The organism is Streptomyces lycii, assembly GCF_009735685.1.
Taxonomy (GTDB): Bacteria; Actinomycetota; Actinomycetes; order Streptomycetales; family Streptomycetaceae; genus Streptomyces; species Streptomyces lycii.
Genome location: NZ_WHPN01000392.1, coordinates 39,857 through 58,309, shown reverse-complemented (window position 1 = coordinate 58,309; position 18,453 = coordinate 39,857). Strand labels below are relative to the sequence as shown.

The following is an 18,453-nucleotide window of genomic DNA, read 5'->3' as shown; positions in this document are numbered from 1 at the left end:
CCCTTGTTCGAAATTCGGATCCGGATGACCGCACTTATATGTAAACAACGGGGTTTTGGGGAGGGCCGCACGGGGCGGAACCGGGACCTGGCGTATTCCCGCCACCGGCGAGGGGCGGCATAGCAGACCGATCCGTACAAGTCGCCCCTCAGTGCGGCAACGCGACGACCGGGGCGGGCGGTTCGCAGTCCGGTGCGGCCATCAGTGCCGTACGGACCACCGTGGCCTGCTCGTCCGGAGCGTCGCGCAACCGCCCCGGGGCGGCGCCGACGAGCGTCAGGCCGTAGCGCTCGAACTGCTCCCGGGGAGCGCCCGCCGGAAGGGCGCCGTCGTCCGGCCGGCCGTGGTCGATCCGGAGGGCGACGGCCTGCTCCGGCCAGTAGGCGTCGACCCGGCCGAATCCCGGTCCGCCGGGCAGCCGCAGGTCGACGTTCCACAGCGGTTCCGGCAGCCGGTGCTCGCGCACCATGGCGTACAGCCTGCCCTCGGCGACCGCCCGCCCCTGAGCGAGAAGGGCGTCGGCGGCCTCCATGACGTGCGGCCGGGTGAGCAGCCGCGCGCGGCTCAGTTCGCGTACGAGGGCCCCGGCCTCGCAGCATCCGGCGCGGACGGCCTCCGTCAGCAGCCCGCGCACGCCCGCCGCGTCGGTCAGCCGGGCGGCGGCGTCGGCGAGCGCGCGGGGCAGGGGGGCGACCGGGACGCCGGTGATCTCCAGCGGGCGCGGCAGCCGCGCGGTCCGGACGATCCGCACATGGCCCGTCGAGCGGACCCGGCGGGAGCGCGGCACCAGCACGTCGAACCGGTCCAGGGAGATCAGCGGGGGAGCGGAGGGGAGGCAGTGCAGGGCGAGCGCCGCCTCGCCGGTGATCACCGCGGATCCGAAGGGCTCCCCGGACCCGGTCCCGGACCCGGACCCCGGTGCGCCCGTCGGGCCGTCGGGGCCGTCCGGGCCGTCGGAAAGACAGCCCCGTGTGCGGTCCGGCGCCGGTCCCGGCTCCCGCTCCGGCATCCGTTCCGGGGCCGACGGCACCCGGTTCTCCGGCCCCGGCTGTTCCGGTACGGCACGCCCCGGCGCGGGCCGCCCCGCGTACAGCAGCGCGGCGTGCAGCCGCTCCTCGCTGGTCGGCGGTCCGGGGTGGAGCAGGTAGACGCCGGGCAGGATCTGCTGCCACGGGCCGCCGGGGCGGCACCGCTCGGCGGCGGTGGCCGCCCCGACCCGGTGTTCCCGCAGCTGGCGTGCCGTCAGGACGAGCCTGCGGCCGTCGGCCGGCGGGCGGAGCGGGTGCGGGGAGAGCGGGGTGTTGTGGTTCATGACCGGCACCCTTCCCGACCGCGCGGCGCCTTCCGCCGCCTGTTACAGGCCCGTCGACAAACTCGGACAACATCGCCCCAAAGGGCATATGTTCGAGTGTCGATCACTGGCTCGGCATCTCGGGGCGGGAGCCGGTCGGGCGGCCCGCGCGCGGCTCAGCCGGCCGCCGCGGCGTCGCACTCCTGTCCGCGCAGGGCGCGCGCCAGGTCGTCGTGTGCCTCCAGCACCAGCCGGCGCAGCGCGGGCGCCGCGTCCGGGTGGCCGTCCAGCCAGCCCTGCGCGGCGTCCAGCGTCGCGCGGTCGCCCTGGAGCGCCGGGAAGAGGCCCCGCACCACGGCCATCCCGATCTCGATCGAACGCTCCTGCCAGACCCGTTCGATCGACTCGAAGTACCGCCCGGTGTACGGGGCGAGCAGCTCCCGCTGGTCCGGCTGGTCGAAGCCCGCGATGGTGGCCTCGACCAGGGCGTTGGACAGCCGGTCGGAGTCCACCACGTCGGCCCAGGCGCGGTCCTTGACCTCCCGGGACGGGCGGGCGGCCAGGCAGCGCACCTGGTGCCGCTTGCCGGACGCCGTGTCGTCGCGGGACAGCTCGGCGGCGATCTCCGCCGTGTCCGCGACACCGTGCGCGGCGAGCGGCTCCAGGAAGGTCCAGCGCAGCTCCTGGTCGACGTCCAGGCCGTCGATCTTCGCGGTGCCGGCCAGCAGGCCGCGGAGCAGCTGGAGATCGGCCGCGCTGCCCGCGCACTGCGCGAAGAAGCGCGCCCAGGCCAGCTGGTGGCCGCTGCCGGGCGGGGCCATCCGCAGCTCGCTCAGCGCGCCCTCGGCGAGGGCCCGGCCGCCCCGCTCCCGCCAGTCCGGAGCGGCGTAGTGCACCAGGGCGGACCGAGCCCAGGCGTGCAGCATCTGGAGCACCCCGATGTCGCTCTCCCGGCCCGCGAAGCTCAGCACCATGGCGAGGAAGTCACGGGCGGGCATGAGCCCGTCCCGGGTCAGGTTCCACAGCGCGGACCAGCACAGGGCGCGGGCGAGCGGGTCGGTGAGGTCGCCCAGGTGCTTGCGCAGGGTGTCGAGGGACCCCTCGTCGAAGCGGGTCTTGCAGTACGTGAGGTCGTCGTCGTTGACGAGGATCAGCTCGGGCCGCTCCGCACCGGCCAGCGCGCTGACGACCGTGCGCGGCCCGTCGACGTCGGCCTCGGCGCGGGCGTAGCGCACCAGTTCCGTGCCCTCGCGGCGGTAGAGCCCGACCGCGACCCGGTGCGGGCGCAGCCGCGGGTGCGACGCGGCGGCCTCCTGGAGGACGGCCAGCTCGGTGATCCGGCCGTTGCTGTCGTACACGGCCTGCGGGGTGAGGGAGTTGACACCGGCGGTCTGCAGCCAGGCGCGGGACCACTCGGTCATGTCGCGGCCGGAGGTCTCCTCCAGGACGGACAGCAGGTCGCCGAGGCGGGTGTTGCCGTAGGCGTGCCGGCGGAAGTAGCGGCGGGCACCCTCCATGAACGCGTCACGGCCGGCGTAGGCGACGAGCTGCTTGAGCACCGAGGCGCCCTTGGCGTAGGTGATGCCGTCGAAGTTGAGCTTGGCGTCCTGGAGGTCGCGGATGTCGGCGGTGATGGGGTGGGTGGACGGCAGCTGGTCGGCGCGGTACGCCCAGGCCTTGCGGCGGTTGGCGAAGGTGATCCAGCCTCCCTCGAAGCGGGTGGCCTCGACGAGCGAGAGGGCGCCCATGAAGTCGGCGAAGGACTCTTTGAGCCACAGGTCGTCCCACCACTCCATGGTGACGAGGTCGCCGAACCACATGTGCGCCATCTCGTGCAGGATGACGTTGGCCCGGCCCTGGTAGGAGGCCTCGGTGACCTTGCCGCGGAAGACGTACTCCTCGCGGAAGGTGACGAGGCCCGGGTTCTCCATGGCCCCGATGTTGTATTCGGGGACGAACGCCTGGTCGTACTTCCCGAAGGGGTACGGGAAGCCGAAGTGGTCGTGGAAGAAGTCCAGGCCCTGCTTGGTGACCGTGAAGATGTCGTCGGCGTCGAAGTGCCGGGCGAGCCCCTTGCGGCACAGCGCGCCGAGCGGGATCACCAGCTCCGTGCCGTCCTCCAGCGTGCGCCGGTAGGTGTCGTGGACCATGTGGTACGGCCCGGCGGCGATCGCCGTGATGTACGTCGAGATGGGCCGTGTCGTCACGAAGCGCCAGGTCGCCCCGCCGCCCTCGGCGGGCTCCGGCTCGCCCTCCCGCTCGCCGTTGCCGAGCACCGTCCAGCCGCCTGGGGCCGTGACGGCGAAGCTGTACGGGGCCTTGAGGTCGGGCTGCTCGAAGTTGGCGAAGACCCGGCGGGCGTCGGCGGGCTCGTACTGGGTGTAGAGGTAGGTCGCGCCGTCCTCCGGGTCGGTGAAGCGGTGCATGCCCTCGCCGGTACGGCTGTAGGCGCAACGCGCGTCCACGGTGAGGACGTTCTCCGCGGCCAGGTCCTCCAGGGTGACGCGGGAGCCGTCGAAGACGGCGGCCGGGTCGAGCGCGCGCCCGTTGAGGGTGACCGAGGCGACGGCGGGGGCGACCAGGTCGGCGAAGGACGCGGCGCCGGGGCGGGAGCAGCGGAAGCGGACGGTGGTCACCGAGCGGAAGGTGCGGGATGCGTGCCCGCCCGGTTCGGTCGCCGACCGGAGGTCGAGAGCCACCTCGTACCCGTCCACGGACAGCAGTCCGGCCCGCTCCCGGGCCTCGTCACGGGTCAGGTTCTCACCAGGCACGACGGCTCCTTCGCCTCGTTTGTCTGCACGTTCTGTCTCACAGTTCGAACGCTGGTCATAGTGTCATGCGGCCTCGGCGCCGAGCACGTGGGAATGGACCGGGCACGCCGCCGGTTGCATCCGGGAAAGTCCTGATGACAGCGCCGTTCGAGGAGATCTTTGATGACCGCTTCCGCTTCGCCGTCCGAGAGGACGCCCGTCGACTTCTGGTTCGACCCGCTGTGCCCCTGGGCCTGGATGACCTCGCGCTGGATGCTGGAGGTCGAGAAGGTGCGCCCGGTGGAGGTGCGCTGGCACGTGATGAGCCTGGCCGTGCTCAACGAGCCGCGGATCGACGAGCTCCCCGAGGAGTACCGCGAGATGCTGGCGACCACCGCCTGGCAGCCGGTGCGGGTCGCGATCGCCGCGGAGCGCAAGTTCGGCCACGAGGTGCTGGGGCGGCTCTACACCGCGATGGGCACCCGCTTCCACAACCAGGGCGAGGGCGCGGGCCGCGACTCGATCGCCGCCGCCCTGCGCGACGCCGGGCTGCCCGCCGAGCTGGTGGACGCGGGCGAGACCGACGCGTACGACACGGAGCTGCGCGCCTCGCACAAGCAGGGCATCGACCTGGTCGGCCAGGACGTCGGGACGCCCGTGATCGCGGTGCCCGGGGCCGACGGCGAGCAGATCGCCTTCTTCGGGCCGGTCGTCACCCCGGCGCCCAAGGGCGAGGCCGCGGCGAAGCTGTGGGACGGCACGCTGATGGTCGCCTCGACGCCGGGCTTCTACGAGATCAAGCGGACCCGTACGGAGGGTCCGATTTTCGACTGAGCAGCGGCGCCGCTCCGTCGCCCTCCCGCGACGGGAAGGCCGCGGGGCGGGAACGGGAAGGCCCCCGCGCGGTCCGTACGCGCGGGGGCCTTCCGCTGCCCCGCCGGTGAAGGGTGAGAAGACGATCACGCGGAGGGGCGGTCCGGGGCGCGGAGCGTCACGGCGCGAGCAGCAGCCCCGTGGCGCGCTCCTTCGCGGCGGTGTAGCGGGCGGCGACGTCCTGCCAGTTGACGACGCGCCACATGGCCTCGACGAAGTCCACCTTCTGATTGCGGTACTGCAGGTAGAAGGCGTGCTCCCAGGCGTCGAAGACCAGGATCGGGATGCTGCCCTGGCCGACGTTCCCCTGGTGGTCGTACACCTGCTCGACGATCAGCCGGCCGCTGACCGGCTCGTACGCCAGCACGCCCCAGCCCGATCCCTGGGTGGTCGCGGCGGCCTTGGAGAGGTGGGCCTTGAAGCGGGCGAACGAGCCGAAGTGCTCGGCGATGGCGTCGGCCAGCTCGCCGGTGCCGTCCTTCTCCAGGGGCTCGCCACCGCCGTCACCGCTCATGTTCTGCCAGTAGATGCTGTGCAGGATGTGGCCGGAGAGGTGGAAGGCGAGGTTCTTCTCCAGTCCGTTGACCGATCCCCACCGGTCCTGCTCCCGGGCCTCCGCCAACTGCTCCAGCGTGTCGTTCGCGCCCTTCACATAGGCCGCGTGGTGCTTGTCGTGGTGCAGTTCGATGATCTCCCCGCTGATCACCGGCTCCAGCGTGGAGTAGTCGTACGGCAGCTCGGGGAGTGTGTAGACGGTCATGCCCAACGCCCTTCGACATCGCTTATTGCAACTGTATTGCAAGTGCACGCTATCAGCGAGAGTGCCGGAGCGCTGGTGCGGCGGGCCGGGCCGGAACGACGAACGAGGCGGCCCCCGCGGGGGACCGCCTCGTTCCGTGATGCCGCCGCCGGACGCGCCGGGGCGTCGCCGTCAGCCCTTGCCGTCGGCCCTTTGCCGTCAGCCGTTGCCGTCGGCCGTTGCGGGTTCGCGCCGGGCCCGCCGCTGTCGCAGCAGCCCGGTGATCGCCAGCACCACCGCAAGGCCGCCGGTGAAGTACAGCTGTGTCCGCGTCTCGCCGTCGCGGACCATCAGCAGCAGGATCGCGGCCACACCCGCCAGCGCCAGCCAGGTCAGATACGGGAACAGCCACATCCGCACGGTCAGCCGCTCCGGCGCCTCCCGCTCCAGCCGGCGCCGGGTGCGCAGCTGGGCGACGGCGATGAAGCCCCACACGACCAGCACGGCAGCGCCGACCATGTTGAGCAGCCACTTGAAGACCGTGTCCGGCCACCAGTAGCTGAGCAGCACCGCGAAGAAGCCGAAGGCCGAGGAGCCGACGACCGCCCGCCGCGGCACACCGCCGGAGACCCGGCCCAGCGCCGCGGGACCGTTGCCGCGGGCGATCAGGGAGTACGCCATGCGGGAGGCGCCGTAGATGTTGGCGTTCATCGCCGACAGCAGGGCGGCGAGGATCACGACGTTCATGATCTGGGCGGCCGCCGGGATCTGGATGTGGTCCAGCACGGCGACGTACGGACCCGGGTCGACGACCGAGACGTCGTCCCACGGGATCAGGGTGACGATGACGGCCATCGACCCGACGTAGAAGAGGGAGATCCGCCACATCGCGGTGCGCACGGCCTTGGCCACGCCCTGCCGGGGCTTCTCCGACTCGGCGGCGGCGATGGTGACCGTCTCCAGGCCGCCGTACGCGAACACCGAGGCGAGCAGGCCGACCAGCAGCCCCTCCGTGCCGTTGGGCAGCCAGCCGCCGTTGCCGGTGAGGTTGGCGGTGCCGGGCGCCTCGGTGCCGGGCAGCACGCCCGCGATGGCGAGGACGCCGAGCAGCAGGAAGACGCCGATGGCGGCGACCTTCAGCGCGGCGAACCAGAACTCCAGTTCGCCGAAGTTGCCGACCGCCGCCAGGTTCGTACCGCAGAACAGGGCCATGAACAGCGCGACCCACATCCACGACTCGGTCCCGGGCAGCCAGCCGGTCATGATCGCGGCGGCGCCGATCGCCTCGGCCGCGACCGCCACGCACAGCAGCGCCCAGAACATCCAGCCGACGGTGAAGCCCGCCCAGGGGCCGATCGACCGCTCCGCGTGCACCGAGAAGGAGCCGGAGGCCGGGTGGGCCGCGGACATCTCGCCGAGCATCCGCATCACCAGCAGCACCAGCGCGCCGGAGACGGCGTAGGCCAGCACGATCGACGGGCCGGCCGCGGCGATGCCGGCACCCGAGCCGACGAACAGGCCCGCGCCGATCACACCGCCGAGGGCGATCATCGACAGATGGCGCTGCTTGAGGCCGCCGGGCAGCCGTCCCTCGGTTCCCGGGGCGGATGACGCCTCGGTGCCGGGCGGTGGCGCGGCGCTCCCGGTCGTCACCGGTGATGTCGGATTCATGGGCAATCTCGTCCAGTACGTGGAGACGGAAAGGTCGCCCCAGTGTGAAGTCATGCACCGCTCAGGACAACATCACCAACAAATGTGACCGGTATACGGACAGCGTCCTCACAAGCCCGTCACGACCGGCCGGCCGGGCCCGGCGCCGCCCTCCGGTGTCCCCACCGTCCGCTCCGAGCCGCTCTCTTTGGCGGGATGCGACAGTCGGCGCCCGGTCCGCCTCCCCGTGGCCGGCCGTCCGAAAACTTGCGTTCACCACGCGCTCGCCGTGACGAGCATCACCCCGCCCGCCACCCGTGCCACCCGCCGCCGAGGCCGTACACCACCACGGCTTTGTACGGAACTCACCAAGCCCGTGATCCCGCCTTTGTCACCGGCTGACGGTGAACGAGCGTTGACCCGTCGGCTACCGTCGCGGTGTCCGTCGTCCCTTCCCACCCCCGCGGAGCCCTCGTTGAGCACTGCCGCCGCCACCCGCACCGACCGCCCCGGCGCGGTCCTCGCCGATCTGCTCCCGGCCGCCACCGCCTCCCGCGCCCGGCTGCGCGACGTGGCGCTCGTCGCCGGCGGCGCCGCGCTGACCGGTCTCGCCGCCCAGATCGCCGTCCCGGTCCCCGGCTCCCCGGTCCCGGTCACCGGCCAGACCTTCGCCGCCCTGCTCGTCGGCGCCTCGCTCGGCGCGGGCCGCGGCTTCCTGTCGCTGGCGCTCTACACGCTGGTCGGCATGGCGGGCGTGCCGTGGTTCGCGGGCGGCGCGGGCTCGGCCTCCTTCGGCTACGTCCTCGGCATGCTCCTCGCCGCCACCGTCGTGGGCGCGCTGGCCCGGCGCGGCGGCGACCGAGGCGCCCTGCGCACCGCCGGGACGATGGTCCTCGGCTCGCTGGTCATCTACGCCGTCGGGGTGCCGTACCTGGCGCTCGCCGCGAACCTCTCGGCCGCCGAGGCGGTCGCCGCGGGCCTGGTGCCGTTCCTGATCGGCGACGCGCTCAAGGCCGCGCTCGCCATGGGCGCGCTGCCCGCCGCCTGGAAGCTGGCGGGCCGCCGGGACTGACGGCTCCGGCCGGCTCCCACCGGATCCCACCGCTGAACGGGGCGGGCGCGCGACCGTGACCACGGCCGCGGGCCCGCCCCGTTTCCGTGCGCCGCCCTCAGCCCCCGGCGGCGCGCCGGCGCCGGTTCGGATACAGGCCGCCTGCGAGCACCAGGGCGCCGACGGTCACCGACATCACCATCTGCTCCCGCCCCGTCTCGTCGTAGAACATGTAGCCGATCACAAAGACGATCAGCGCGATCGTGCCGTACGTGAGATACGGGAACAGCCACATCCGCACCGCGTGCCGCTCCGGCATCTCCCGCTCGATGACCGGGCGCATCCGCAGCTGCGAGAAGCAGATGACGAGCCAGACGAAGAGGGCCACCGCCCCGGAGGAGTTCAGCAGGAACTGGAAGACGGTGTCGGGCGAGGTGTAGTTGAAGATCACCGCGACGAAGCCGAAGGCCACCGACGCCCAGATCGCAGCCGCGGGCACGCCGCGTCCGGTGACTTCGCCGAAGCTCTTCGGCGCGTCACCGCGCCGGCCGAGCGAGTAGGCCATGCGCGATGCGGTGTAGAGGCCGGAGTTGAGGCACGACAGCACCGCCGTGACGATGATCACGTCCATCACCGTTCCGGCGTGCGGGATGCCGATGGCGTTGAGCGCCGCGACGTACGAGCCCTCCTCGGTGATCGAGGAGTCGTTCCAGGGCAGCAGCGTGACGACGAGCGCCATGGAGCCCAGATAGAACAGCCCGATCCGCCAGATGACGCTGTTGGTGGCGCGCCGGACCATCTTCTCCGGGTCCCGCGACTCGCCCGCGGCGAGCGTGACGATCTCGCTGCCCATGAACGAGAAGACCACCAGCAGCATCCCGGAGAGGATCGCGCCGGGGCCGTTCGGCAGGAAGCCGCCGTGCCCGGTGAGGTTCGCGGTGCCGACCGCGTCGGTGCCCGGCAGCAGTCCCGCCGCCGCGAGGGCGGCCACCACGATGAAGACGCAGATCGCCACCACCTTGATACCGGCGAACCAGAACTCGAACTCGCCGTAGCTGCCCACGGAGGCCAGATTCGTCCCGGTCAGCACCACCATCACCAGCAGGGCCCAGGCCCACTGCGGCACCGCCGGCACCCAGCCGGTGAGGATGGCGGCCGCGGCGGTCGCCTCGACGGCTAGCACGACGACCCAGAAGAACCAGTAGAGCCAGCCGATCGTGAAGCCCGCCCAGCGGCCCAGCGCGCGGTCCGCGTAGGCGGAGAACGAGCCCGAGGAGGGCATCGCGGAGGCCATCTCGCCGAGCATCCGCATCACGAGCACGACCAGCAGGCCGGCCAGCGCGTACGAGATCAGGATGCCCGGTCCGGCGGCCGCGACGCCCGCGCCGGAGCCGACGAACAGCCCGGCCCCGATGACACCGCCGATCGCGATCATGGACAGATGGCGGTTCTTGAGTCCGGCCCTGAGGCCGTCCCCTGCGGGCTCCGGCCCGCCGTCGGGTCCGGACGTCCCGCCGGTGACCGTCGCTTGCGCGCTCATACGTTCCCCAGGAAGGTTCGGAAGAAGGACTTCCGCATTCAAACGCAGGGAAAAGGCGATACGGAACCCATGATTCCGTATCATTGCCTGCGCTTTACCGGGCACATCGCAGGCCGGGGCCCCGCCGACGCGGCGAACGCCACCCGGGGCCCGCGCGACACCGGGGCCGTGCCACACTTCCCCCATGCGCGTGTACCTCGGCTCCGATCATGCCGGTTACGAACTCAAGAACCATCTCGTCGAGTGGCTCACCGCCCACGGCCACGAGCCGGTCGACTGCGGCCCGCACATCTACGACGCCCAGGACGACTACCCGCCGTTCTGCCTGCGCGCCGCCGAGCGCACCGCGGGCGACTCCGAGAGCTTCGGCATCGTGATCGGCGGCTCGGGCAACGGCGAGCAGATCGCGGCCAACAAGGTCAAGGGCGTCCGCGCCGTGCTGGCCTGGAGCGAGCAGACCGCCGCCCTCGGCCGCGAGCACAACAACGCCAACGTGATCAGCATCGGCGGCCGGATGCACAGCACCGAGGACGCGGTGAAGTTCGTCGAGGTCTTCCTCGCCACCCCGTACTCCGGCGAGGAGCGCCACTCCCGCCGCATCGACATGCTCAGCCTGTACGAGAACACCGGGAAGCTGCCCGCGATCCCGGACCACCACCCGCGGCAGGACTAGCGGCAGGACCGGGGGCGGTCCGTCCGGCGGAAGCCGCGCGGCGCCGCGGGATCCGCCGGCACCCCCCACCGGGTGACGCGGCGTGCCCCGGCCGCCGCGTCGCCGCAATAGCTTGGAGGCCCCGAGGGGACCCGCGGCGAGGGGAGTCCGGCGTCCTGCGGCCGCAGGCTACGGACCCCGCCTCCCCCGGACCCGCGGAGCCCCACCCGACCCACCAGCGCACGGAGCCGGACCGGACATGCCCGAAGGGCACACCATCCACCGACTGGCCGCCGAACACCGCACCCGGTTCGGCGGCCGGCCCGTACGCGCCTCCAGCCCGCAGGGCAAGTTCGCCGACGGCGCCGCCCTCGTCGACGGCCAGGTGCTGGAGACCGCCGAGGCCCACGGCAAGCACCTCTTCCTCGGCTTCCCCGGCGACACCTGGGTCCACATCCACCTCGGCCTCTTCGGAAAGCTCGGCCTCGGCCCGGCCCCCGCGCCGCCGCCCACCGACACCGTCCGGCTGCGGCTGCGGAACGACGAGCACTACGCCGACCTGCGGGGCCCGACCGCCTGCGCGCTGCTCACCGGGACCGACAAGCAGGCCGTGCACGACCGGCTCGGCCCGGACCCGCTGCGCCCCGGCGACGACGGGGAGCGGGCCTGGCGGCGGATCAGCCGCAGCCGCAGCAGCATCGCCGGACTGCTGATGGACCAGAAGGTCGTGGCGGGTGTCGGCAACGTCTACCGCGCCGAGGTCCTCTTCCGGCACGGGATCGACCCGTACCGCGCGGGCCGGGATCTGAGCCGTGCCGAGTGGGACGCCGTCTGGGCCGATCTGCGCGCACTGATGCGGGAGGGCGTGCGGAACAACCGGATCGACACCGTCCGTCCCGAGCACACCCCCGAGGCCATGGGCCGGCCGCCGCGCGTCGACGACCACGGCGGCGAGGTCTACGTCTACCGCCGCGCGGACAGGCCCTGCCACATCTGCGCGTCACCGGTCCGCACCGCGGGCCTGGCCGCACGCAACCTCTTCTGGTGCCCGACCTGCCAGAGAAGCTGAGCGGACCGGCCGTGCGGGGCGCGGCCGGACGACTGGAACCCGTGCGGGTCGCGGCTGGACGGCCAGGGCGTCTCTGGGGGATCCTTCCCGGCCTCCGAGGGGTCAGTGATGCGTGCGCTCCGGGGGTGGCGAGTGCGGGGTGAGTTGTCTGAAGAGCCGGTCATGACGGTGCCGAGCGACAGCAGCTCCGACGAAGGCGGCATGGCCAATGGCGCATGTCCCATGGCTGCCTCGGGTATGACACGTGGCCCATGGCCGCATCGGAACGATGAAGACCCGGCCGGGCCGGCGCGAGGATGTCGTCGCGATCCTGCTCTCCGGAGCCGGGAGTCTCCGCGAGCCGGGCCCGGAGCCGGGAGTCTCCCCGAGCTGGGCTGCAAGAGCTACGTGGTCGGCATGGCCGCCGATGACCCGGACACCATCGTGGTCATGGAGGTCCGGCAGTCGAAGGACCCCCACGACGCCTCTCCGCGGTTGCCCGAGGCCAAGGAAACGATCGCTGCCGCCATGCCCATGCTCACCGGCAGATTCAGCAGTCGCGAGCCGGTTGTTGCGGGCGGCCCCGGCGCCGACGATTGACGGATCACGGTTGGAGCCGGAGGAAGACGGCTGCGACGGGGAGGGCGGCCGGGTTTTCGCGGTACCAGAACGCCTCCGCGTCGATCACCCGCCGGTGATCCGTCCACCGCCCGCCCCGACGAGGCGTCCGGTCCGGGTAGTAGCGGCTCGATCAGGCCCCATGGGGCATCGGTGGAGCCCCCCACGAACACCCACACCACATCAGTACGACCATCCGATATCCATCAGGCACGGCCTAGAACCCGTGCGGCAGCCAGGGCGCGACATCGCCCAGGAAGGCGCCCGACGCCTCCGCGAGCGCCCCCTGCCGCAGCTCGCGAACCCGCCCCGCGCCGGCCAGCGCGCCGAGCGACACCCCGCCGAGGAAGGCCGCCCCCAGTTCCCGTACGGACAGGGCCAGCTCGGCCGGGTCGCCGGTGCGCTCGCAGGAAGCCCCCTTGGCGTCGCCCGAAATCCGCCAACGACCCTCGTTCCAGGGACAGAACGGGTCCGACACGTCCAGCACGACATCCACCGGCCGCGCGTACGTCCGGGTCTCCAGCGCCGCGCCCAGCTCCACCGGCCGCACGTGCAGCCCGTCGCGCACCCGCACCGAGCAGCGCCGTACGTCCGAGACCAGGTGCAGCACCGGGTCGTCCACCGGCCGGTTGCGGGTCGTCAGCCGCGAGGTCAGGTCGAGGTCGAACAGATGGCGCCACAGCGCGGCGTACGCCGCCGGGTCCAGCGCCTCCAGGTCGCGCAGCTGCACGATCCCCTTCGGGCCCTCCGCGTCCCAGTCCGGCTTCACCGCGTAGCGCGCGTAGCCGACCGTCTCGCCGTCCCGCTCCGCCAGCACGCACTGCAGCGGCGAGGCGCCGGCGCGCTCGCTCTCCGGGTCCAGCACCGGAAGGCGGGCCCAGCCCGGGCGCCGGGCGAGCATCCCCGGCCGGACGGGCACCCGCCGGGCGTAGACGGCCTCGCACCGCTCGACCGCGGCAACGGGATCCGAGATCCGCAGCCGTACGCCGTCCGTGCCCTCCGGTACGGTCAGCCGGACCCGGGCGGTGTCGATGTCGAGGGACATCTGCTGGGTGCCGATGCCGTAGCCGAACCGGCCGTAGATCGCCGGTTCCGAGGCGGTGAGGACCGCGAGCGGCTCACCTCCGGACCGTACGTCCGACAACTGCCGCCGCATCATGGACGTCAGGATCCCGCGCCTGCGGTGGGTCGAGGCCACGCTCACCATCGTCACACCGGCCGCCGGGACCACGGAGCCGCCGGGAACCGCGAGCCGGAAGCTGAAGGCGCCCGCCGTCCCCACGCACGCGCCGTCGTCCCAGACACCCAGCGAGCGCTCGGTCTCGGTCAGGTCGTTCCAGAGGGACCGTTCCTCCGGCGCCTCCGGAATGCCCCCGAACGCGAGTTCGAGCTGTCCGTACCATGCGTCCCACTCGGTCTGCCGGAGCACGCGGAGTTCGGTCGTCATGATGCATGACTATCAGCCGACCCCCGTACGGGCGAGCGAATTTCGAGCGAGAATGCGTGCACCCAGCGGGTGTACGGCCGGTATCGGAGGGTAATGGCGCGCGGTGAATCGACGCGCCGCCGAACGGGTGGATAGGGTCCCGGTGAAATGGCACGCGACGCGGGAGTGGAGACGCCGACGGCCCGAATGCGCAGATCGACGCACCGGGCCAAGATCAGGCTGCGCAAAGCGGCCGTCGACTACTTCCGCGGCGACGGCTCCGACTGGATCGCGCTGGCCGCGCTGCTGCTCACCGTGCCGGCCATCGCGGCCGCCACGGTCGCCGACCCCATATGGTGTCCGCCCGCCGCGCTCGTCCTGCCGATCATCGCCGCCGGACTGCTGCTGCGGCCCTCCAGCCTGCTGCTCCTCTACGCCGCCGCGGCCGCGGCCCTCATCACCGAGGCCGCGCTGCTGGAGCCGCAGGACTCCGGGCCGCTGGTCACGCCCGGCGACATCCTGGTGGTCGGCGCGGTCGGTTTCGCGGGGCTGATCATCGCCCAGTTCCGCAGCCGGGTCGGCGTGCCCTGGCGGCGCGGCGGCACCATGCTGTTCGACCTGCGGGAACGCATCCGGGTGCAGAGCAAGCTGCCCGGCCTGCCGAAGGGCTGGCACCGGGAGATGGCCCTGCGGCCGGCCGGCGGCCAGTCCTTCTCCGGTGACTTCGTCGTCGCCGCCCGTACGAACGGCGGCCGCACGCTGGAGGTCGTCCTCACCGACGTCTCCGGCAAGGGCATGGACGCCGCCTCGCGGGCCCTGCTGCTGTCCGGTGCCTTCGGCGGGCTGCTCGGCTCGCTGCCGCCGCACGCCTTCCTGCCCGCCGCCAACGGCTATCTGCTCCGGCAGGACTGGGACGAGGGCTTCGCCACGTCCATCCATCTCGTCCTGGACCTCGACAGCGGGGACTACGAACTGCTCTCCGCCGGGCACCCGCCCGGGCTGCAACTGGTGGCCGGGACGGGCCGCTGGGAGGAGAAGGGCGCGGAGGGCCCGCTGCTCGGGGTGTACGACGGCGCGCAGTTCGACCCGGTCAAGGGCACGCTGCGGCCCGGTGACGTGCTGATGCTGTTCACCGACGGCCTCGTGGAGGCCTCGGACCGGGAGCTGAGCGAGGGCATCGACCGGCTGACCGGCGAGGCCGACCGGTTCATACAGGGCGGTTTCCAGGGCGCCGCCTGGCATCTGATCGAGGCCGTGGCCAAGGACGTCAACGACGACCGGGCCCTGCTCCTCATCTGCCGGGACTGAGCGGCCCGGCGGGCGCCGGGCGCGCACCGGGCGCCCGGTGCCCGCGGGGCCGCTCAGCGGACCGTGCTCTCCGGCAGCTTCCGGCCCCCGTCCCCGGCAGGCGCCCCGTCCTCCCCGTCCGTCCCCTTCTCGCCGTCCGCGGTGTGGCCGCCGTGCTTCCCGGTCTCGCTGTGCCCGCTGTGCCCGCTGTGCCCGTCGTGCCCGCTGTGCCCGCTGTGCCCGCCGTGCTCGCTGTGCCCGCCGTGCTCGTCGTGCCCGCTGTGCTCGCTGTGCCCGTTGTGCTCGCTGTGCTCGCCGTGCTCGCCGTCCGCCGGGCGGCCGCCCGGCAGCATCCGGGCCAGCCAGTGGGACCGTCCGGCCGCCAGCGGCCCGAGCACGGCCATGATCAGGACGTACCCCGCGATGAACGGCGACAGCCGCTCGTCCAGCCCGGCCACCGCGGCCATGGTCGCGAGGATCAGCGCGAACTCGCCGCGGGCGACGAGCGTGGTGGCGACGTTCGCCGCGGGGCTCGCCCCGAAGCCGTAGATCCGGGCCGCGACCAGACCGGAGAAGACGTTCATCACGACCGTCACCAGCACGGCCACCAGCACCGGCCACAGGACGACCGGCAGGTCCCCGGGGTCGATGGACAGACCGAAGGCGAAGAAGAAGATCGCGCCGAAGGCGTCCCGCAGCGGGTGCACCAGCTCCCGGATCCGGTCACCGGAGGTGGTGTTGCCCAGCATCAGGCCGACCATGAAGGCGCCGATGGCGTCGACGACACCGAAGACCTCCGCGATCCCGGCGACCAGCACGGCGGCCCCGACGAACGAGATCACCAGCAGCTCGTTGTCCCGGGTGTCGATCAGCCGGCCGATGACCTTCAGGCCCCAGCGCGCGGCCACGGCCAGCAGCATCAGGAAGCCGAACGCCTTGCCCATCTGGACGGCACCGGACACGAGGTCGTCGGCGCCGGAGATCACCGGCTGGAGCGCGGCGAGATAGACGGCCAGGAAGATGTCCTCGACCACGGTGATGCCGAGGATCGGCTTGGTCTCCCGGTTCCCCATCCGCCCCATGTCGACCAGCACTTTGGTCACGATCGCGGAGGACGAGAAGCCCAGCACGCCGGCGAGCAGCAGCGCCTCCGAGGTACCCCAGCCGAGCGCGAAGCCGAATGCCAGTCCGGCTCCGAAGTTCAGGGCCACGTACGACGCCCCCGCGACGGCCATCTTGCGGCCGCCGGTTTTCAGGTCGTCCATGTGGAACTCGAGGCCCAGATAGAAGAGCAGCATCACCAGCCCGAGGGCGGAGAGCATCTCGAGGTCGTGCGGGTCCTCCAGCAGGACGAAGCCGGGGATGTTCGGCCCCAGCAGGATCCCCGCGAGGATGAACAGCGGGATGGTCGGCAGCCCGATGCGGCGGCCGATCCGGGCGAAGAAGGCGGCGGCGACGAAGGCGCCGCCCATCGCCAGCAGGGTGTCCGCGTGTCCCACGGTCACCACCCGCCGGAAGGCGTCGCGAGCATCGCGCACGCCGGGCGGCGGTACGGACGGGGGCGGCTGCGGGCGCGGTCACGGGGGTGTGTGCGGTGCGGACGAATGGTTCCTCCCGGAGAGCTGGGGGACGGGCTCTCGGGTCAAGTGCCGTCCGGCTGTTGGTCAAGGGCACACCAAGGAGTCATCAAGGGCGCGTTAATGGTTAGCTTAGCAAACGACTTTCGCGGAACCTGGCGCCTGCCGTGAAGAGGCCGCCGACCTGGGCTTTCACCGTGGGAGATCCGGTCGCCCCGGGCGTTCGCGGCGCGCCGGCGGCGAGCGGCACCGCAAACGCCGGGCAGGCCGGGGAGGGGCCCCGGCGGGACGGAAGACCCGGCGGGAACGGAAGGCCAGGCGGGAACGGAAGGCCAGGCGGGAACGAAAAGGTGCGCCCCCGAGAGTGATCTCGGGGGCGCACCGTAAAACTGCCGTACGGGGTGGAGGCGGCGGCTCAGCCTCCGCTCTCGCGGGCCCCGGGCGACCCGGCCGTCCTGCCGCCCTGTCCGGCCCCGGGCTTCGCCCGGCCCGGTGCCAGCTCGGCCGCGTCCTTGCGGAAGGCCCAGGTCATCTTGGGTTCCATCGCGAACCGGAACATGCGCTGCACCGGCGGCGTGCAGAGCACCGTGATGAGGGCGGCCGCGAGGAACGTCACCACGATCGCGCCCCACGGCGTCTCCACCCAGGACACCTCGTACCAGTCCCAGAAGCGGGACCCCTTCGCCAGGAAGCCGTGCAGCAGATAGCCGTACAGCGTGCCGGCGCCGAGGACCGTGAACCACATCTGCCGGCGCGGGACCCAGGCGAAGAAGGCGCAGGAGAGCAGCATCGAGCAGCCGAAGAGCGCGAGGGTCATCACCGGGCCGGACCACCACGGCGCGGCCAGCTCCTGCACGCTGTCGCGGTGGTAGAACCACGCGGAGGCCATCCGCGGCGCCGCCCAGTAGGCGAACACGACTGCACAGGCGAAGAGCGGCACCGACAGCATGCGCACCTCGCGGCGGCGGAACAGCTGGAAGTGCTCCGGCTTCATGCACAGGCCGACCACGAAGAACGGCAGGAACTGCAGCACGCGCTGGAGGTCCAGGTCGTCGCCGATGTCCGGGGAGACCGACGCCAGCACGGCCACGGCCAGCGCCAGCGGCACGGGCCAGCGCACGACCTGCCAGATCGGGGTGGTGATCCGCCAGGCGAACAGCGCGATCAGGAACCAGGTCAGATACCAGGGGTCCAGCAGGCTGACCGGATGGCCGGGATCGTCGTCAGCGACCCGCTTGAAGAGGCTGTAGGCCGTCTCGAAGAGCACGTACGGGACGACGACGCCGGTGATCAGCCGTTGCAGCCGGTCCGGCCGCATGTCGAAGCTGCGGGAGAAATATCCCGAGACGATGATGAACGCCGGCATGTGGAAGGCGTAGACCACCATGTACAGCGCTTCGGCCGCCCGGCTGTGGTCGGTGAGCGGTTCCCAGGCGTGACCACAGGCGACGAGCACGATCGCCAGGTACTTGGCGTTGTCGAAGAACGGGTCACGCTTCTTGGGCTTGCGGTTTCCGGCCTCCGGAGTGGGGGATCCTCTGCCGGGGGCCGCGTCCGCCGGACGCGGCCGCGAGTCCTGGGACGCCGCCTCCTGGGCCGGAGGGAGGGGAGTCCGCTGATGGCCGTGCGGGCGCAGCGTGTTGGTCACGAGGCCTCCCCGCAGGAGAGGCCCCGGGAGTGGCACCGAAACGTCACTGCGCGCGTGGGGGTCGAGGCAGCGTGGAACATCTGAGGCACCATAGCCGCGCCGGGCGTCATCCGTAAAACCTCTCTCAATGACTTCCCGGAACTCCCCCGGGCGTCCGGCACCGGCTGCGGGCGCCGGTGAACTCGGCGGGCCGGGACGGCGTCTCATGAGAAAGATCACCCCATGGCGGGACGAAACCGCCGACCGTTTGCCCGAGGGGGCAGCACGGGCATAGGGGTGGCGTGAACAGTTGGCCGACGAGAT

General features: G+C 72.2%; 13 protein-coding genes and 1 pseudogene. 6 read left to right on the top strand and 8 right to left on the bottom strand.

Annotation, left to right across the window (positions count from 1 at the left end):
• Nucleotides 1-148 precede the first annotated feature (148 nt).
• Together GCU69_RS27185 and pepN are read right to left on the bottom strand one after the other, a co-directional pair.
• Nucleotides 149-1,312: a hypothetical protein gene (locus tag GCU69_RS27185; RefSeq protein ID WP_156207438.1), complete on the bottom strand. Its 1,164-nt coding sequence runs from the start codon at nt 1,310-1,312 to the stop codon at nt 149-151.
• Nucleotides 1,313-1,467: 155 nt separating this feature from the next.
• A complete protein-coding gene (pepN, locus tag GCU69_RS27180; protein WP_156207437.1) occupies nt 1,468-4,062 on the bottom strand; it encodes an aminopeptidase N in 2,595 nt (864 codons plus the stop codon).
• Between the two features lie 162 nt (nt 4,063-4,224).
• Between pepN and GCU69_RS27175 the strand changes: the two genes are divergently transcribed.
• Nucleotides 4,225-4,875 carry a mycothiol-dependent nitroreductase Rv2466c family protein gene (locus GCU69_RS27175; protein WP_098751914.1) on the top strand — a complete coding sequence of 217 codons (651 nt, stop codon included), beginning with the start codon at nt 4,225-4,227 and terminating at the stop codon, nt 4,873-4,875.
• A gap of 157 nt (nt 4,876-5,032) precedes the next feature.
• Here the strand turns inward: GCU69_RS27175 and GCU69_RS27170 are convergent, their stop codons facing one another.
• Both GCU69_RS27170 and GCU69_RS27165 read right to left on the bottom strand, forming a co-directional pair.
• Entirely contained in the window at nt 5,033-5,674 is a 642-nt protein-coding gene (locus tag GCU69_RS27170) for a superoxide dismutase (RefSeq protein ID WP_098751913.1), read from the bottom strand.
• Nucleotides 5,675-5,872: 198 nt separating this feature from the next.
• Nucleotides 5,873-7,324 (bottom strand): amino acid permease, encoded by a 1,452-nt coding sequence (locus GCU69_RS27165; protein WP_098751912.1) that lies wholly within the window; start codon nt 7,322-7,324, stop codon nt 5,873-5,875.
• Between the two features lie 454 nt (nt 7,325-7,778).
• On the opposite strand from GCU69_RS27165, the gene GCU69_RS27160 reads away from it, so the two are divergent.
• On the top strand, nt 7,779-8,375 hold the full coding sequence (locus GCU69_RS27160; RefSeq protein WP_098751911.1) for a biotin transporter BioY: 597 nt from the start codon (nt 7,779-7,781) through the stop codon (nt 8,373-8,375).
• A gap of 97 nt (nt 8,376-8,472) precedes the next feature.
• On the opposite strand, the gene GCU69_RS27155 is transcribed toward GCU69_RS27160, so the two are convergent.
• A complete protein-coding gene (locus GCU69_RS27155) occupies nt 8,473-9,894 on the bottom strand; it encodes an amino acid permease (RefSeq protein WP_156207436.1) in 1,422 nt (473 codons plus the stop codon).
• 184 nt (nt 9,895-10,078) lie between these two features.
• Here GCU69_RS27155 and GCU69_RS27150 point away from each other — a divergent pair, with 184 nt between their 5' ends.
• The 3 genes from GCU69_RS27150 to GCU69_RS34115 all read left to right on the top strand — a co-directional run bounded on the left by GCU69_RS27150 (nt 10,079) and on the right by GCU69_RS34115 (nt 12,194).
• Entirely contained in the window at nt 10,079-10,567 is a 489-nt protein-coding gene (locus GCU69_RS27150; protein ID WP_098751909.1) for a ribose-5-phosphate isomerase, read from the top strand.
• Nucleotides 10,568-10,805: 238 nt separating this feature from the next.
• Entirely contained in the window at nt 10,806-11,615 is an 810-nt protein-coding gene (locus GCU69_RS27145; RefSeq protein ID WP_156207435.1) for an Fpg/Nei family DNA glycosylase, read from the top strand.
• A 396-nt stretch (nt 11,616-12,011) separates the two neighbouring features.
• Nucleotides 12,012-12,194, top strand: coding sequence for a hypothetical protein (locus tag GCU69_RS34115; protein ID WP_235978726.1), 183 nt, complete (start codon nt 12,012-12,014; stop codon nt 12,192-12,194).
• 235 nt (nt 12,195-12,429) lie between these two features.
• On the opposite strand, the gene GCU69_RS27135 is transcribed toward GCU69_RS34115, so the two are convergent.
• Complete coding sequence (locus GCU69_RS27135; RefSeq protein WP_098751907.1) at nt 12,430-13,659, bottom strand: GNAT family N-acetyltransferase; 1,230 nt, start codon at nt 13,657-13,659, stop codon at nt 12,430-12,432.
• 186 nt (nt 13,660-13,845) lie between these two features.
• On the opposite strand from GCU69_RS27135, the gene GCU69_RS27130 reads away from it, so the two are divergent.
• On the top strand, nt 13,846-14,946 hold the full coding sequence (locus GCU69_RS27130; RefSeq protein WP_235978725.1) for a PP2C family protein-serine/threonine phosphatase: 1,101 nt from the start codon (nt 13,846-13,848) through the stop codon (nt 14,944-14,946).
• A 293-nt stretch (nt 14,947-15,239) separates the two neighbouring features.
• On the opposite strand, the pseudogene GCU69_RS27125 reads toward GCU69_RS27130, so the two are convergent.
• A pseudogene (locus GCU69_RS27125) lies at nt 15,240-16,397 on the bottom strand (cation:proton antiporter); the annotation flags it as partial.
• A gap of 520 nt (nt 16,398-16,917) precedes the next feature.
• Nucleotides 16,918-18,150: an acyltransferase family protein gene (locus GCU69_RS27120; RefSeq protein WP_098751905.1), complete on the bottom strand. Its 1,233-nt coding sequence runs from the start codon at nt 18,148-18,150 to the stop codon at nt 16,918-16,920.
• Nucleotides 18,151-18,453 lie beyond the last annotated feature (303 nt).

Bases quoted from the DNA above. Each gene is read 5' to 3' on its own strand.
- GCU69_RS27185 (WP_156207438.1), bottom strand. From the start codon at position 1,312: ATGAACCACAACACCCCGCTCTCCCCGCACCCGCTCCGCCCGCCGGCC.
- GCU69_RS27175 (WP_098751914.1), top strand. From the start codon at position 4,225: ATGACCGCTTCCGCTTCGCCGTCCGAGAGGACGCCCGTCGACTTCTGG.
- GCU69_RS27170 (WP_098751913.1), bottom strand. From the start codon at position 5,674: ATGACCGTCTACACACTCCCCGAGCTGCCGTACGACTACTCCACGCTG.
- GCU69_RS27165 (WP_098751912.1), bottom strand. From the start codon at position 7,324: ATGAATCCGACATCACCGGTGACGACCGGGAGCGCCGCGCCACCGCCC.
- GCU69_RS27155 (WP_156207436.1), bottom strand. From the start codon at position 9,894: ATGAGCGCGCAAGCGACGGTCACCGGCGGGACGTCCGGACCCGACGGC.
- GCU69_RS27150 (WP_098751909.1), top strand. From the start codon at position 10,079: ATGCGCGTGTACCTCGGCTCCGATCATGCCGGTTACGAACTCAAGAAC.
- GCU69_RS27145 (WP_156207435.1), top strand. From the start codon at position 10,806: ATGCCCGAAGGGCACACCATCCACCGACTGGCCGCCGAACACCGCACC.
- GCU69_RS34115 (WP_235978726.1), top strand. From the start codon at position 12,012: ATGGCCGCCGATGACCCGGACACCATCGTGGTCATGGAGGTCCGGCAG.
- GCU69_RS27135 (WP_098751907.1), bottom strand. From the start codon at position 13,659: ATGACGACCGAACTCCGCGTGCTCCGGCAGACCGAGTGGGACGCATGG.
- GCU69_RS27130 (WP_235978725.1), top strand. From the start codon at position 13,846: ATGCGCAGATCGACGCACCGGGCCAAGATCAGGCTGCGCAAAGCGGCC.